The following is a 15,693-nucleotide window of genomic DNA, read 5'->3' as shown; positions in this document are numbered from 1 at the left end:
TTTTCAACAACGAATAACTTGTTTAGGGGAGAAAAATGTCGAAAGAAAAAACAAATCAAAAAAGTTTTATTTCAAAAGTCAATGATTATGCGCAACGTGTTGCATCAGAAATGCACATGCGCGCTTTGCGTGACGGTTTTGTCACCTCATTACCTTTTCTATTTATTGCTGGGATTATGATTCTCATCAATTATGTGATTTTAGCACCAGATGGCTTTTTACTGGGGAAAGTTGTTGATGCTGAACTTTTAACAACTATCCAAGGCTTCGGTGCAAGACTGATTAATGGTAGCATGAATATCTTTTCACTTATCGTGATTGTGCTGATTGCGAATTCGATTGCCAAATCTCGTAAGTTACCAAATGCTGGTCTAGCCATTTCAGTTGCCTTGGGGGCGTTTTTCATCACGTTACCAATGGTAACTAAATTTTCAATAGCAGACTTTGATAATTTAGTTGAGGTGCCGGGTGCTATCGCTTCTAGTACTTTTGGCACACAAACGATGTTAATTGCCATTCTTTGTGCCATGTTTGCAACGGAATTATACGCAAAATTTCTTCAAAGTTCCAAATTTAAAATTAATATGGGTTCAAATGTGCCAGAAGCCGTGACAGAAAGTTTTAATTCGCTTTTTCCGATTGCCTTTACCTTGATTATTTTTGCAGTGCTCACTTTCTTTATCCATTTACTGACAGGGCAAGAAATTCAAGAACTAATTAATAATACGATTCAAAAACCTTTGATTGGTTTAACGACACATCCGGCTGGTTTCCTTGTTTTGGAATGTGTTGGCATTCTCTTATTTTCAGTCGGCATTCATCCAACGGGTGTAACCCCTTTTGTAGATCCAATTTTAAACACAGCAACTGCTGAAAATATGGATGCTTTTGCTGCCCATCAAGCCATTCCGCATATTATCACAACGCCATTTCGTGATTTATATGGTCACATTGGCGGGACAGGTCAAACCTTGGCCTTAATTATTGTGATTTTTATTTTATCTAAGAGACGGTCAAATCGAACGTTTGGTAAAATGACGGTGCCAACTTCTATCTTTAATATCAATGAACCGATTATTTTTGGCTTCCCAATCGTCTTTAATCCCTTCATGATGATTCCCTTTGTCTTAGCGCCAATGATTTCACTCATCATCGCTTATGTGGCAACCTCATTTAATTTGGTCAGTCGCATTGTTGTCTATGTGCATTGGTCGACACCACCATTTTTGAATGCTTTCTTCGCGTCAGGTGGTGATTTCCGTAATGTTATCTTACAAGTTATTGTGTTAGCTGTTTCAGTAGGTATCTATGTGCCTTTCTTGAGGTTATATGAAAATACGATGCCAATCGAAGATGGCAATGGAGAGGTTGCGGTTGTAGCAGACGATGATTTCAGCGATTTTGCTGATTTTACGTAAAATCTAAAAAGCTCGTGTGAGACTGTTCATGCGAGTTTTGTTATCATTGTATTAAACTAGATGAGAAAGGCGTTTGATATGACAAAATTAAAATACGGTATCATGGGTGGTGCAAGTATTGTACCGAGATTTGTCGCTGGATTAAAGGAAAGTAGTGGCAGTCTCGCCTATGCGATTGCAACGCGCAGTAGAGAAAAATCTCAAAAATTAGCAGAAGAACTTGATATTCCTGTGATTCATGAGACTTATGAAGCTTTGGTGAAAGATCCTGAGGTGGATATGATTTATATCCCACTTTGGAATAAAGGACATTTTTCAGGTGCCAAGCTTGCCCTTGAGCACGGCAAACACGTCTTACTCGAAAAGCCCTTCACGCTTAAAGCGCAAGAAGCAGAACAACTTTTTGACTTAGCAAAAGAAAAGCATGTCTTTCTGATGGAAGCACAAAAAGCTGTTTTTTTACCTACCATTCAAGAAGTCAAAAAGCGGCTTGAAGCAGGAGAAATCGGAGAGATTGAGTGGGTTGATAGTCAGCAATCCCATCCCGGTGTTGAAAAAATTCCGTGGTTTGGTGATGTGACGGCTGGTGGCGGCGCTTATATTGGTAGTGCCTCCTATCCTTTGAGTGTGTTACAGTATTTATTTGGCACTGGGTTTGATTCGGCTCATGGTGTCTTAACACATTTGCCGGATAAGTCTGATGATAAAGGTCAGGGGATTTTAACCAAGGGAAATATGGTCATGAGTACCTTGATTGCGACGAGTTTTCAGTTGGAAAGTCGACTGGTCATTCATGGTCGTAAAGGTCGGGTGACCATTCCAGATTATTGGAAAGCAGATACTGCTGTGATTGAAATTGGAGATAAAACTGAACAGATTCATTTTCCTTATCAGAGTGAGTTTGTCTACGAAATTGCTCACGTTGAATCCTGTCTGAAGGCAGGTCAATTTGTGAGTCCAATTATGACGCCAGAGATGACCCTTGCAACAGGGAAAGTGGTTGAAGCTTTATATCAAGATAACTTTAATAAATAAAGGAAATTAAAACCCAAAAGCTCCTGTCTTTCGGAATCGAAAGGCAAGAGCTTTTGGGTGTGTTGATATCACTTTATTATTTAACAGCAGCGCTAAATTCTTCTTTAGAGAAGGCTTTATCAATGATTGATTTCAATTCTTTAGCAGAAGCTTCCATTTTTTGTTGTTCAGCATCATTCAAAGGAATATTGACTGGACGAACGATACCGTGAGCACCAACGATCGCAGGTTGGCCGATAAAGACATCGTTAATGCCATATTGACCATCTTGGTAAACTGAAAGTGGCAAGACAGCATTTTCATCATCTAAGATAGCTTTTGTGATACGAGCCAAGGCAGCAGCGATACCGTAGAAAGTCGCACCTTTTTTGTTGATGATTGAGTAAGCAGCATCACGAACGTTGATGAACAAGTCAACTAAGCCTTGTTCGTCGATGTCGCGGTTATCTTGCAACCATTGTTCAAGTTTCACACCGGCAACGTTAGCGTGTGACCAAACTGCAAATTCAGAGTCTCCATGTTCCCCCATGATATAAGCATGGACTGAACGTGCGTCAACACCAATTTTTTCCGCAAGGGCTTGGCGGAAACGAGCTGAGTCAAGTGATGTGCCTGAACCGATAATGCGTTCTTTAGGGAAACCAGAGAATTTCCATGTTGAGTAAGTCAGGATATCAACTGGGTTAGCGGCAACAAGGAAGATACCGTCGAAACCTGAAGCAACGATTTGTGTCACAACATCTTTGTTAATACGGAGGTTTTTTTGAACCAAATCAAGACGTGTTTCACTCGGTTTTTGTGGTGCACCAGCGGTTAAGACAACAAGGTCAGCGTCATGTGCATCAGCGTAAGTTGCTGAGTAGATGTTTTTTGGTGACGTAAAGGCAAGCGCATGGCTCAAATCTTCGGCATCACCTTCAGTTTTTTCTTTGAAGATATCAACGATACCAAGTTCTTGAGCGATACCTTGGGTAACAAGGGCGAATGCGTAAGAAGATCCGACAGCGCCATCGCCTACGAGGATTACTTTTTTGTGCAATTTTACATCAGTCATAATGTTATGAATTCCTTTCAAATTCTTGGTATTTCCAAGTTTTTCAAACAGTTAAATTATATCACTTTAGCGTGATTTTGTCAGACAATAAGTTTGGCTTTTTCAAGAAAATTTCTGAAAACGATTTCTAAAAAGACTTTTTAATTAAGTTTAATCTGTCGATTTTTTAAAGATTAAAAAATTATGCTTAGGGTCACAACTTATGAAGCCGACACAAAAAGTCTATCGTCAATTTATAGTTAAATCTTTCGGAACAGTGGCATGGCAACTTATCATTTTAGTGATTAAGTCAGAATTTGTACAGCTTTTAGCACTTTGCAGCGTGATATTAATTTCGCCAAAACCTAATTTGACATTGGCTTGAATCGCTTTTCTTTGAAAGGCTGAAAGTTGGGAGAGGAAAGCAACAGGAACTATTAAGTAGATAGAAACAAGGCGTTGACCAACCATTTGTTGTTCTTGAATTTTTTCCACCCATTCCCAAGGAATGATTTTATCTTTTGTTGCCAATGCAGACGAGTAATCATAAAAGCCTTCTGGTGTTAAAACCACTAATTTTTTACCTTTAAACAACTGCTTAAAAATATAATAAGTAGCATAACCAAAAAAGATAGGGCAATTAGAGGAATGCTACTTAATAAAAACTGTCCTTGAATTAAAATACCCATGAATAAAATGAGAGACATGAAGACCATTAACAGACTTAAAATAGCTAAGCCAAACTGTTTCAATTTATTTTGATAAACAACAAATTCTGATGAGTTAGTGGACATAGAGAACCATTTCCTTTAGTTATAAGTTGTTTGGGAAGAATGAAGGCGAGCTTAATCACACTTCATCTCACGAATTTTAGCTTCATTGGCCGTCACTCGCAAGGTTTTTTGACCAACATAAGTCACAAAACCGGGCGGTGTCCCTGTTGGTTTATGGAGTTTTTTAACATCAATCATATCCACCTGAACGAGATTGGACAGGCGTGCTTTGGAGTAGTAGGCAGCAAGTTCAGCAGCCTCAGTAATCGTTTCATCAGACGGCGCAGGATTGCCTGTGATAATGACGTGAGAACCGGGAATATCTTTGGCATGAAACCATAAATCGCCTTTTCGAGAGAGTTTGAAGCTGACCTGTTCATTTTGCAGATTATTTTTGCCGACTAGGATAATCGTGCCGTCTGTTGCCTGATATTTTTCAGGCGGTAGCAATTTTTGTTTCTTATTGTTACGGTGTTTCTGCTTGATAAAACCAGTCTGAATTAATTCTTCTTTAATATCGGCAATCTCAGTCACAGAAGCTTGCTCTAGCGCATTTTCGACAGACTCTAAATAAGTAATCGTCTGTTGAGTCTTGGCAATCTGTTCCCCCAAAAACTTGACTGCCTGTTTCAGCTTAGAATATTTATGAAAATATTTCTGAGCATTTTGATTGGGCGTTAAAGCTGGATTGAGTGCAATTTCAAGTGGCTCATTGGTATAATAGTTTTCCAATGTGACCGATAGTTTATTATTAGGCACCTCGTGCAGAAAAGTCGTCAACAACTCGCCCTTTTGGCGGAAAATCTCAGCATTATCCGTTGCTTTCAGCTCACGTTCTTGTTTTTTCAGTTTCTTACGATTTTTATCCAGCTCTCCAGCCACCTTGCGGATGACCTCGCTTGCGACTTGGTGGACTCGATCTCGCTCAGCCTTATTTTGGTAATAATGGTCGAGCATAGCAGACAAGGTCTCAAAAACTTGCGCATCGTCAGATAAGCAAATCGCTGAAAAAGTATCATTGGGATAAATTGAAGGAGAGACCGTTGTTAAAAGCGATTTGAAATGGTTCAAGCTTAGACCTGTTAAAGCCACGGCACTATCCCGCCCCAGTCCTTGGAAAATTTTCTGTAAATTGTCACCAGTTTGCAAGGCTTCAAACACTTTTTCATCAGATGCCGTAAAAGGATTACTTTTGCTATCACTAGGTGGCGCAATATAAGTCGATCCGGGGAGAATTGTCCGATATTGGTTTTGTGAAAAGCCAACATGCTTAATGGACTCCAAAATCTTATTAGACTCCCAATCCATGAGAATAAGATTACTGTGTTTCCCCATAATTTCAGCAATCAAGGCAATTTTCATGCTATCGCCGATTTCATTTTTAGAAGAAATTTCAAAGATAATCTGGCGGTCATTGTCAATCTGATAAATCTTTTCAATGAAAGCACCGCTGAGATATTTCCGTAAAATCATGGTAAAGGTCGAAGGTGTTTTAGGACTTTCAAAAACAGTTTCGGTTAGCTGGACACGCCCAAAAGTAGGGTGGGCGGATAATAATAATTTGTGGGATTTTTGATTGCTGCGAACCTGCAGCACCAATTCATGGTCGAAAACTTGATTAATTTTCTGGATGCGACCACCTGTTAGATGCTCAGATAACTCCTGAGTCATGTGATGTAAAAAAATACCGTCAAAAGACATGGTAACTCCTTAGTCTGAATACGTTAGTAGAACAAGTCAAGCTGGCAACTAGTCAGTACATCTTGCAACGCCTCTTTAAAAAACTTGCTATTTTAGGTCATTTGAATTATCTTAGAAATAAAATACGAAGGACTTTAGCTCTTTTCTCCTATTTTATCAGAATTTTTTGTAAAAAGCCTCTTTTTCAGTTATAATGAGACTATGAATAAAAAATATAGAATTTGGGGTGTCTGCATCGGCATTGTGCTGCTCTTGATTATTATAACCCCTCGCATTCATCGGCATGTTCGACGAGAGGAAGGTCGAATTATTCCAAAAGTCACAGTAACAGATCAAATTAAGGCAGTGCCAAATGATGATATCAAAGCCTTGCTTAGATCTCATTCCAAAGCAACCGTGATTATTTTGAATGTGCAAAATACCAAGCTCAATCAAAAATTTGATCAGTTTATCAATCAAAATCAGAATTTAAACTTATCTCAAACCATCTATATTTTCCAAGAACTTTATCACGATAAGCTGATTGCGAAACTTAATCTCGACAAGACAGCCATCAATGTCGTACAATTTGAAGGTGGTAAGTCAACTGCCATCTATCCGGTTACATCAAAAACTGCTTTTGATCAAAGTTTAGTTGACCAACTTAAAAAACTTTCGGCTAATTGAGTCAAGTTTTCTTGCCCCATCTACTTATAAATAAGGAGTTATTACAAAATGAAAAATAAAAAAATGCTAGTCGTTGTTGCTGTTATTGCCATCTTAGGCTTGGGATCTATTTTCATCCCGAAATTTTTCCAGCAACAAAATAAAGTTAAATATGCTGACGTAAAAGTCGGTGTCTTACAGTTCGTGACTCATCCTGCCTTGGATGAAATTTACAGTGGTATTAAAGAAGGCTTAGCTGATGAAGGCTATGCAGATGCTAAAATCAATTTTTACAATGCGCAAGCTGACCAATCAAAAGTAACGACAATGGCAAGCCAACTCGTAGATCAAAAAAATGATGTCCTCATCGGTATTGCGACACCAACAGCACAAGGCCTTGCTAATGCGACAACAGACATACCTGTTATCATGGGTGCTGTATCAGATCCAGTAGGGGCTAAACTCGTAAAAAATGTCAAAAAACCAGAAGGGAATGTAACAGGCGTTTCAGATAAGTTTCCGGTTGCGAAAGAAATTGATCTGATTAAAGAAATGACACCTCATGTTAAAAAAATCGGTATTTTGTACAGCTCATCAGAAGATAACTCTAAATCACAAGTTGCTGACTTTAAAAAAGTTGCGAGCGAGCAAGGTTATGAAGTTTCTGAATATGCCGTGTCATCAACTAATGATATCACAACAACCGTTAACGTTGCACTTTCAAAAGTAGATGCCCTCTATGTACCCGTAGATAATACAATTGCCTCAGCCTTTCCGACAGTTATTGAGCTATCAAATGCAGCCAAAATTCCAGTTTTTCCATCAGTTGATACAATGGTCGAACAAGGCGGTTTAGCGGCAGTGACCATCAATCAACACGATTTAGGTGTGGCAACAGGTAAAATGGCAGCACAAGTCTTGAAAGGTAAAAAAGTGTCAGAGTTGCCAGTCGAGTTTTACGATACAACCAAACCAGTGATTAATGGAGCAGCAGCTAAAACGTTAAGCATTACTATTCCTGAAAGTGTCGCTAAAGCTGCCAAAGCAGCAGAAGAAAAGGGGACGAAATAAAGCATCATTTTAAAAAATAGATGACGTTTTAGATTTACTATGATATTATCAACGATTAATCAAGGCTTATTATGGGCGATTTTGGGTCTGGGTATCTTTATGACTTTTCGGATTCTAAATTTTCCAGATATGACGACAGAAGGGGCATTTCCTTTGGGTGGTGCGGTTGCCGTGACACTCATCACACAAGGTGTTAATCCTGTCATTGCAACGTTTGTTGCCTTTCTTGCAGGATGTGTGGCAGGTCTTGTTACCGGTTTACTCTACACCAAAGGTAAAATTCCGACCCTTTTGGCTGGGATTTTGGTCATGACATCGTGTAACTCTGTCATGCTCATGATTATGGGGCGTGCTAATCTAGGTCTACTTGGTGCTGATAAGCTCAAAAGCACTTGGATTAGTGTATCTGCCGTCCTCCTTGTGTTAATGCTCATTTTCTATTTTCTCAATACCAACCTAGGTCAGGCATTCATTGCAACGGGTGACAATGTCGAGATGGCTCAGTCATTTGGGATTAACACGGGAAGAATGGAAGTCTTAGGCTTAGTCGTGTCCAATGGTGTCATAGCGCTATCGGGTGCTTTAATTTCACAAAACGATGGGTATGCAGACGTCTCTAAAGGAATCGGTGTCATCGTCATAGGACTTGCTAGTATCATTATTGGTGAGGTTTTCTTTGGTAATGTCTCACTTTTTGAACGTTTATTTGCCATTGTTATCGGATCGATTTTTTATCAATTTTTGATTTTAGCTGTTATTAAACTAGGCTTCAATACTAATTATCTCAAACTTTTCAGTGCCATTGTCTTAGCCATTTGCTTGATGATTCCGACCTTTAAAGACAAATTTTTCAAGGGGGTGAAGCTCAATGCCAAATGACAAGAACCCAATTATTGAACTCAAAAATGCGACGAAAGTCATTGAAAATGGTGACGAGCGTAAAGTTATTTTAGATGATGTGTCATTAAAAATATTCGACAAAGATTTCATTACTATTTTAGGTGGGAATGGTGCTGGGAAATCTACTTTATTTAATGCGATTTCAGGTACGCTAACACTAACTTCAGGTTCAGTGTTCATCAAGGGCAACGATGTGACAAATCACAGTCCTGAAAAGCGTGCTGCTGCCATTTCACGCGTGTTTCAAGATCCAAAAGTGGGAACAGCGCCTCGGATGACGGTGGCGGAAAATATCGCTATCGCAGCGCTTCGGGGACAGAGAAGAAGTCTGGGTTTACGTAATATCGCCAAGTACAAGGGAGATTTTGCGAGTCTGGCTGAGCAAATCGGTAATGGTTTGGAGAAGCATCTGGATACGCCGACTGGGAATTTATCGGGTGGGCAAAGACAGGCACTGAGTTTGTTGATGGCGACGATTGTGCCACCAGATTTGCTTTTATTAGATGAGCATACGGCGGCATTGGATCCGAAAACGTCAGTGGCTTTAATGCAGTTGACGGATGATTTGGTTACTAGCAAAGATTTGACTGCGTTAATGATTACGCATCACATGGAGGATGCGCTCAAATATGGTAATCGTTTGATTGTCATGAAGGATGGTCAAATCGTACAAGATTTGCCAACTTCGGAGAAAGAACAGATGAAATTAGAAGATTTCTATAGGATATTTGATTAAATGAATAAGATACTACAAAGAATTTCACGTGTGGTCTTGGCATTTTTCGCTCTGATTCTGCTGTTTGTCGGGGGTATGAATTTTCAACGGTATTTGACGGAACATAAGGAAGTTAAGACTTTAGTTATCGGTCAGGTGGTTAAAAATCCTGAGCGTGGCAAATTGGTGGCTTACACTTTCCAAGGGAAAGACTATCAGGCAGCTCCTGTCGCTAATTTTTTTAAAAACTTTGGTAAAGTTGGGACGGAGATTCCTGTTTATGTCAATCATAATCATCCGACAAAAATCTATATCAGAAAAGGTGCGACCAGTCTGCTAGTTTTAGCATTTACCTTGATGGGGTGGGCTATTTTGATTATCCTAGTCCTATTCTGTGAATATTGGTTTCTGCATAAGCTCAAGCGTATGGCACAGATAGAAAATAAAAATAATGATTAATAATAGATAGAGGAGACTTCAAATGGAAAATACTTTTTTTATCATCAAACCTGATGGTGTTCGCAGATTATTAATTGGTTCAGTGGTTAATCGCATCGAACATCGTGGGTTTACAATTGAAAGACTAGAAATGCGTCATATCACGAAAGAATTGCTTGAACAGCATTATGCCGATCTTGTTGATCGTCCTTTTTATCCTGATATCGTTTCTTACATGACCTCAGGGCCAGTAGTGATAGGCGTTTTGAAAGGTTCTGATGTGATTAACTCTTGGCGTAAAATGATGGGTGCAACGAACCCCTCAGACGCATTGCCGGGCACGATTCGTGGTGATTTTGCGCATGCTTCTGATGATGATTCTGTTGAAAATATTGTCCATGGTTCAGACAGCCCTGAGTCAGCAGCACGTGAAATTGCCCTTTGGTTTGGCAACTAATCCATACAAATTCTATCCAAAGAAAATAACTTGCTGAAAAATATTGGATGGACAAAGAAAACATTGATGCTTACCAGGTCATTATAAAAGAAGGTAATAAAGTTGATAAGGTATCAGTGGGACGAAAAGTTAAGGGAAAAACTAAGGAGACAGTATAATGGGAATCAATCATCAAGGTATGATGTTTCAAGCTGCAAGAGGTTACGGCTATGATCCACTTGTTGATTTAGGGACTTTGAACCCCAAAACTTATGAATTTGAAGAATTGGTTGACGATTTACCAGTTGTTCAATCAATTACTGATGTTGAACTTAAAGAAAAAGTCAAAGATTCGATTTATCAGGCTAGAAAGCATAAAGCTAATATGCAAAAAGCTTGGAATGAAGACTCACAATATCAGGATTTACGTGAGAAAAAGAAAGATTTGGGTAAAGTTGGGAAAGCACTTCAAAATAGCATGTCAGATCTTGGATACTTAGTTAGTATAGGTTATAGCCATAATGATTTAGCGAGAATTACGGGGTGGAGCAACTATTGGCTAAGAAAAAAAGTAAGACGTTGCGATTGGACAAAACCAGTTGAGCGTATCCAATTTACTTATAATCCCAAACGATAGTTTCAGATAGTCACGAGAAATCGTGATTTTTTTGTGCCTTTTTTTCTGCTCTTTTAAATTCTTGGGAAAATGTAGTATCAAAAATAGAAATTGAGGTAAAAAATGGCTAAAACAAAGACTGTATTTAACACCGAGGTCTACGACCCAAACACTTTATGGCAAGTAATTGCCGTGAGCCGTGACAACAAGTCAATTGTTTATCAAGGTACTGGTGACTTGAATGATTGGACGATGGAGATTGACTTCAGCGAACAAGATTTCAAGAACAAAGTCAAAAATCTGATGATGATTCAAAACAACATGATGGCGGACAGGGCCAATCGAGCTTTAATGGCTGAGGATGATTCAATTTTGAATGAACCTATCATGGTATTTGAAACATTTGATGCACCGACATTTTATGACAAGGGGGAAATCTGATGACGAAGGCACGTATTGCCAAAATTGATTTTGATACATTGACGATTATCTACCGTGAACTCAAAGAAGGACGACTGTTTATCGAAGATTTTGAAACGAAGCGTGACATGTTTCGGAAACTTGATGAGATAAATTGGCTTGAAAATGTGCCTTGCTCATTGAATTTGCAGAAAAATAGGAAGAGGTTAGGATATGAAATTTGAAAAAGCACCTGAATTTTCAGCTGCTGAGATTAAAAAAATCAAAACGGCTGCTTTTCGTAGCTATAAGTATGGGAAAAGAGCGGGGGGTGCCTCAGATGTTGCGTTCTTACAAAAATACATCTCAGAAGATGAGGATAATTTTACAGTTAGTCGGTACACTAACTCAGAAAATTTTGAAACTCGTGATGCTCAAGTGCGCCATTATACAGCGGAGGCTTTAAAGACTAGCCCATATTTGACTAGAGATGATATCCTCCACTATCGTACTTATTTGGATTCGCAATTTGAGAAAAAATATGGCTATGGCGTCTATGAAGTTGCGAAGCGCCAGCTGAATAGCTATGATAAAAATGCTGCTCGTGTGGTAATTGAGGGGCAAACTTTCATACTAGATTACAAGAAAGAGAGTTATTTAAACGTTGTCATGCTCACAAAGGCTCAAAATGACCCGATAGAGAGCGTAAAAGTTATCGGGTGGGGATTCTTTCGATAAAGACTACAAATCGCTTGAGAGTGCTTTTGAGACCGCTCAGAGTGCTGTTAAGGAACTGAATGATGAAGAAACTCAAAAGGTCTATCAAAATTTCTTTAAAGAGCATCTTGATAACAAGTTATCAATTAAAGCTGATTTGTCCTTTACAGCAGGTGATGTAAGAGACAATGCTCTTGAACTTCGAGCTTACCCTACTTGGGAAGATACTCGCACTCAAGGGGTTAAGATTGAACTAACAAGGCGTTATCTGGAGAAACAAAGTGAGAAAGAACCTTATCTCACAAGTGAGCGAGTTGAAAACCTAATTGAGACACCTGATTTGCTTGGAACTGGGGCAGATGTACTGCACAAGTTTTATGAGTTGGCTGATTCTTCTGAAAATGCTCTGGAAGTTTTTGAGCAATTTCCTGATATTCTCAATAACATTCAAGCAGCAGCATGGCAAAAAATCCCTCTGAGAAAAACGGCAGCTCCAACAACTCCAGATAGTGATCCAGTCGAATTAAAACTTGCTCAAGAAGCACGTCAAATTATTCTTGGCCATGCGACAGGTACTACTGACTTATCAAACGAAACTATGATTAGAATTGCTAGAGCACTAGATGAAGCGTTTGGCAAGCGAGTAGATGATGATAAGTATCAAAACATTTCAGATTTAGATGTGATTTCAGCTTATGCACAAGATGTCGCAGAGCTTGATTTGACAGGTGCACCGTTATTTATGCTAGATCAAAAACTTGATACTTTGACAGATAGACAAGCTTTTCAAATTGCACAAGCGCTTGGCGATACTGAAGTCGATGGCAAATATGCGGAATTTGTGGCAGATGTCAAAAAAGAAACGATTGCCTATTTTTCAGGTTGGTCAAATAAAATCAAACCGACATTGGAAAACGTTTTGGAAGTGGGGGAATTTCCAAAGGGAACGGATATCACACCTGAAAATATCTGGAGATGTGTGCATGGGGAGAGTTTCTATGTTGGTGCAAACATCTATGATTTTATTAAATACAAGGGTGGCGTAGACGATACGATTACTAGGGAGAACTTGTTTAAATGGGCTAGTTATGAAATGAACTTGCCATACGCTAATTTTTATAACGCTTGGTTAGATAGTGATAGTCCAGTTATTACAACAGACTTATTGAGTGCAGAAGATAATGGTGCGTATGAGTACAGATCAAAATTACCTCATGGTGGCTTTATCTATTTGTCTTATCAAGCAGAAGACGATTTACCAACATCAACTGTCTTTGTCACGGTAACTCACGGTGACTATCAAGTACGTGAATTTAATCTTGAGTTCAATCCACTTATAGATGGCTATAAACCGCTGGATTTTGTTCGAGAAACTCTGCTAGAAGCACAGTATGGAGCTGGTCAAATTACGACACATCAGTTAATTGATAAAATTTCAGAGTTAGAAACAAACATTTTAGATGACCGTCGTGAAAATGCTGAGATAAAACAAAGTCTTGCTGAAGCAGAGAATGATGCTTTAGTACAACATGAGGAAAATGACCTTCAATTGTCGGAAGACTTAGGTATTTCGGAATTTGTTACGATGCAAGAACTTGACGATTTTTCTAAAGAGCTTGAAGGCTTGCTGTCCAAAACAGATGAAGTGATTGAGAACTTTAAAAAGGAAACCTTTAGAACTGAAGAAAGTGCTGCTAATTATGGCTTGGGAGAAGAATATACGGATGAGGTCATCTTATCTGATATAGCTATATCAGCCGTTCAAGAGTTACGAAACGAAATCGAAACACTGGAACAGAGTACAAGAAAAGACGACCTAGAAACTAAGTCGTCTGAAATTGAGGAGACCAATTGGAGTACGGAATTTTTATCGTCCGAAACGAAAGGCGGTCTCATACCCGATTCTGTTATAACAGAATCCCATGATGCCTCTGTCACCAGTGCACCTACACTATCTCCTCATTTACCTCAGTTTACCATGACAGGGGAGTATTTGTCAAATAATAAGCAAGGTTATAAGGTAGCAAATGCTAGTGACATTAATTTCTTGAATGAATACCTCTCTACCATTCAAGAAGCGGCACAATTTTATGACGAGAAGATGAAAGATGAGATTTATCATTATGTGACAGTTAATGATGCTGGAGATTATGAAGTTGTACCAGTCAGATATGGTGCTGATAACTTTGCTCATTCAACAGGTGTTAGTCTAGTTGATGATAATCGTGAATTACCCGCTAAAGATGTTTTGAAGAACTTTGTGGAGGGAAATTTTGAGCATCAAGCTATTCTCGTGACTGAACGGGATAATTACAAAAAGAAAATAGAGGTGCTAGGTCAACTTAAAGACTTATCAAATCTAGAATCGCTTTATATGAAAGACTTTTCTCAAGTAAAAAGCAATATCAAATTTGACGATGCTTTCAAAACGCAATCAGATGAGATGATGCTTGCTATGAGAGATTTTGGAAATGAATTTTTAACACCTTATTCTCTTATGAATACGCAGAAAGATAAGGTCAAACAGAAATATCAAAAAGTTGGAGAGCTTCGACCAATTGTTGCAATCTTTGATGAAGAACGTACCCAATCAGGTAGCAGCATTGGCATTCTTGACTATAATCAAGATGTCTTTGAAAACCTCTCAGACATGATGGAACTTCAAAAAATGATGTTTGATGTGATTACAAGCGCAGATAGAAGTAGTGAAAAATTACCAGAACATCCTAAATCTATGCAGGTTATATTTGATGAATTAGAGCAAGAGGAAATCAATCAATCCGTGCTTGAAGCAATTGAGGATTTACCAGTCTATCAGGCAATAGAGGCAACTAATGAGGCAGATGGATCAAAAAACACATTTGATCCTAATTACCCTAAAGCTGAAGACTACAAGGAAACAACAGTCAAGGCTCTTTTAAGCGACATGAATCTTGAAGTGGTATCTGATTCAGTAGGGATTGCACTTAAAGATAGTGATGGTATTTTAACTTATCTGAATGAGGATATAGATGTTGTTTCAAACAAATTGACTCGAAATCAAAATGAGCTTATTTTTGACTTCTCTCAAGCTAATCTTGTTCATGACTTTGGCAAATCTCCAGAAGAAACACAAAAAACCTACGAAGTAGCAAGGGGAGCCTTAGATGACTTTTTAGAAAAATACTATGAAGTTGACTATAAAACGCCAGTATTGCAACAAGAAATTGACATTCAAACCCTTGAGCAATATGATGACGAGACACTTTATGCCAATGTATTCAAGAGTAAGGGAGCGGATAATTTTGAGATTCATTTGACTTCAGACCGCAAACAAAAAATCAATGATGAAGGTGAGTATGCTTTAGAACATAGCTTAGAAGCTGTTAAAGCAACTTTGAGAAAGGTTGAAGACCAGCTTGATTTTGTGGACACACCTCAAGAGTTATCTGCTTACTATGAAAATATGGATGAATATCGTGATCTGAGTCAATCAGAGTTTGAAAAAACATTTGCACTTGTTAAACAAGCACAGGATGATATTCCAGATGTTCCAGATTTTTTTGAAATCCATAATCAGAAAGAAGATACGATTATCAGTCATGAAAAAGACGAAAAATTCTTTTCAGATGAAGCCATCAAAAAATCTGAAAATGGAAAAATAGAAGTTGAAAGTGAGGAGTTAATAAAGCAATTTAACGAACAAATTTTAATTAAGCATTTTAATGACCGATTCAATGAACAACATTCAGTTATGACTGCTTGAGATAGTGGAAGAGAGGGAATTATTCAGATTGGTTTAGAAGACGGAGTATTT

General features: G+C 38.5%; 16 protein-coding genes. 13 read left to right on the top strand and 3 right to left on the bottom strand.

Features of this window, described 5'->3' with window-relative positions; translation table 11 throughout:
* Positions 1-35: 35 nt before the first annotated feature.
* Positions 36-1,418: a PTS sugar transporter subunit IIC gene (locus tag ACYQ21_RS03000; protein ID WP_460054987.1), complete on the top strand. Its 1,383-nt coding sequence runs from the start codon at positions 36-38 to the stop codon at positions 1,416-1,418.
* A 78-nt stretch (positions 1,419-1,496) separates the two neighbouring features.
* Entirely contained in the window at positions 1,497-2,453 is a 957-nt protein-coding gene (locus ACYQ21_RS02995) for a Gfo/Idh/MocA family protein (RefSeq protein ID WP_460054984.1), read from the top strand.
* A gap of 76 nt (positions 2,454-2,529) precedes the next feature.
* Here the strand turns inward: ACYQ21_RS02995 and ACYQ21_RS02990 are convergent, their stop codons facing one another.
* The 3 genes from ACYQ21_RS02990 to ACYQ21_RS02980 all read right to left on the bottom strand — a co-directional run bounded on the left by ACYQ21_RS02990 (position 2,530) and on the right by ACYQ21_RS02980 (position 5,960).
* Complete coding sequence (locus tag ACYQ21_RS02990; protein ID WP_460054982.1) at positions 2,530-3,507, bottom strand: L-lactate dehydrogenase; 978 nt, start codon at positions 3,505-3,507, stop codon at positions 2,530-2,532.
* 228 nt (positions 3,508-3,735) lie between these two features.
* Positions 3,736-4,059, bottom strand: a complete 324-nt coding sequence (locus ACYQ21_RS02985) for an STM3941 family protein (RefSeq protein WP_460054981.1) — start codon at positions 4,057-4,059, stop codon at positions 3,736-3,738.
* Between the two features lie 272 nt (positions 4,060-4,331).
* Positions 4,332-5,960 (bottom strand): Rqc2 family fibronectin-binding protein, encoded by a 1,629-nt coding sequence (locus tag ACYQ21_RS02980; RefSeq protein WP_460054979.1) that lies wholly within the window; start codon positions 5,958-5,960, stop codon positions 4,332-4,334.
* 201 nt (positions 5,961-6,161) lie between these two features.
* Here ACYQ21_RS02980 and ACYQ21_RS02975 point away from each other — a divergent pair, with 201 nt between their 5' ends.
* From ACYQ21_RS02975 to ACYQ21_RS02925, 11 genes are all read left to right on the top strand, one after another.
* Positions 6,162-6,626 carry a hypothetical protein gene (locus ACYQ21_RS02975; protein ID WP_460054976.1) on the top strand — a complete coding sequence of 155 codons (465 nt, stop codon included), beginning with the start codon at positions 6,162-6,164 and terminating at the stop codon, positions 6,624-6,626.
* A gap of 48 nt (positions 6,627-6,674) precedes the next feature.
* Entirely contained in the window at positions 6,675-7,676 is a 1,002-nt protein-coding gene (gene trpX / locus ACYQ21_RS02970; protein WP_460054972.1) for a tryptophan ABC transporter substrate-binding protein, read from the top strand.
* A 39-nt stretch (positions 7,677-7,715) separates the two neighbouring features.
* Positions 7,716-8,555, top strand: a complete 840-nt coding sequence (locus ACYQ21_RS02965) for an ABC transporter permease (protein WP_460054969.1) — start codon at positions 7,716-7,718, stop codon at positions 8,553-8,555.
* On the top strand, positions 8,545-9,312 hold the full coding sequence (locus ACYQ21_RS02960; protein ID WP_460054967.1) for an ABC transporter ATP-binding protein: 768 nt from the start codon (positions 8,545-8,547) through the stop codon (positions 9,310-9,312). Before ACYQ21_RS02965 ends, ACYQ21_RS02960 begins: the two co-directional genes overlap by 11 nt.
* A complete protein-coding gene (locus ACYQ21_RS02955) occupies positions 9,313-9,750 on the top strand; it encodes a hypothetical protein (protein WP_460054966.1) in 438 nt (145 codons plus the stop codon). It abuts the gene before it with no gap.
* A 22-nt stretch (positions 9,751-9,772) separates the two neighbouring features.
* Complete coding sequence (gene ndk, locus ACYQ21_RS02950) at positions 9,773-10,186, top strand: nucleoside-diphosphate kinase (protein WP_460054964.1); 414 nt, start codon at positions 9,773-9,775, stop codon at positions 10,184-10,186.
* 157 nt (positions 10,187-10,343) lie between these two features.
* A complete protein-coding gene (locus tag ACYQ21_RS02945; RefSeq protein WP_460054961.1) occupies positions 10,344-10,802 on the top strand; it encodes a hypothetical protein in 459 nt (152 codons plus the stop codon).
* 102 nt (positions 10,803-10,904) lie between these two features.
* Positions 10,905-11,222, top strand: coding sequence for a hypothetical protein (locus ACYQ21_RS02940; RefSeq protein WP_460054960.1), 318 nt, complete (start codon positions 10,905-10,907; stop codon positions 11,220-11,222).
* Positions 11,222-11,425 (top strand): hypothetical protein, encoded by a 204-nt coding sequence (locus ACYQ21_RS02935; protein ID WP_460054959.1) that lies wholly within the window; start codon positions 11,222-11,224, stop codon positions 11,423-11,425. The genes ACYQ21_RS02940 and ACYQ21_RS02935 overlap by 1 nt, the downstream gene beginning before the upstream one ends.
* Complete coding sequence (locus tag ACYQ21_RS02930; protein ID WP_460054957.1) at positions 11,415-11,918, top strand: hypothetical protein; 504 nt, start codon at positions 11,415-11,417, stop codon at positions 11,916-11,918. Before ACYQ21_RS02935 ends, ACYQ21_RS02930 begins: the two co-directional genes overlap by 11 nt.
* A 136-nt stretch (positions 11,919-12,054) precedes the next feature.
* Entirely contained in the window at positions 12,055-15,642 is a 3,588-nt protein-coding gene (locus ACYQ21_RS02925) for a hypothetical protein (protein ID WP_460054955.1), read from the top strand.
* The last annotated feature ends 51 nt before the right edge of the window (positions 15,643-15,693 follow it).

Source organism: Pseudolactococcus yaeyamensis, assembly GCF_054658615.1.
The sequence above is the reverse complement of the archived record's forward strand: the minus strand, read 5'-3'. Positions and strand labels throughout refer to the sequence as shown.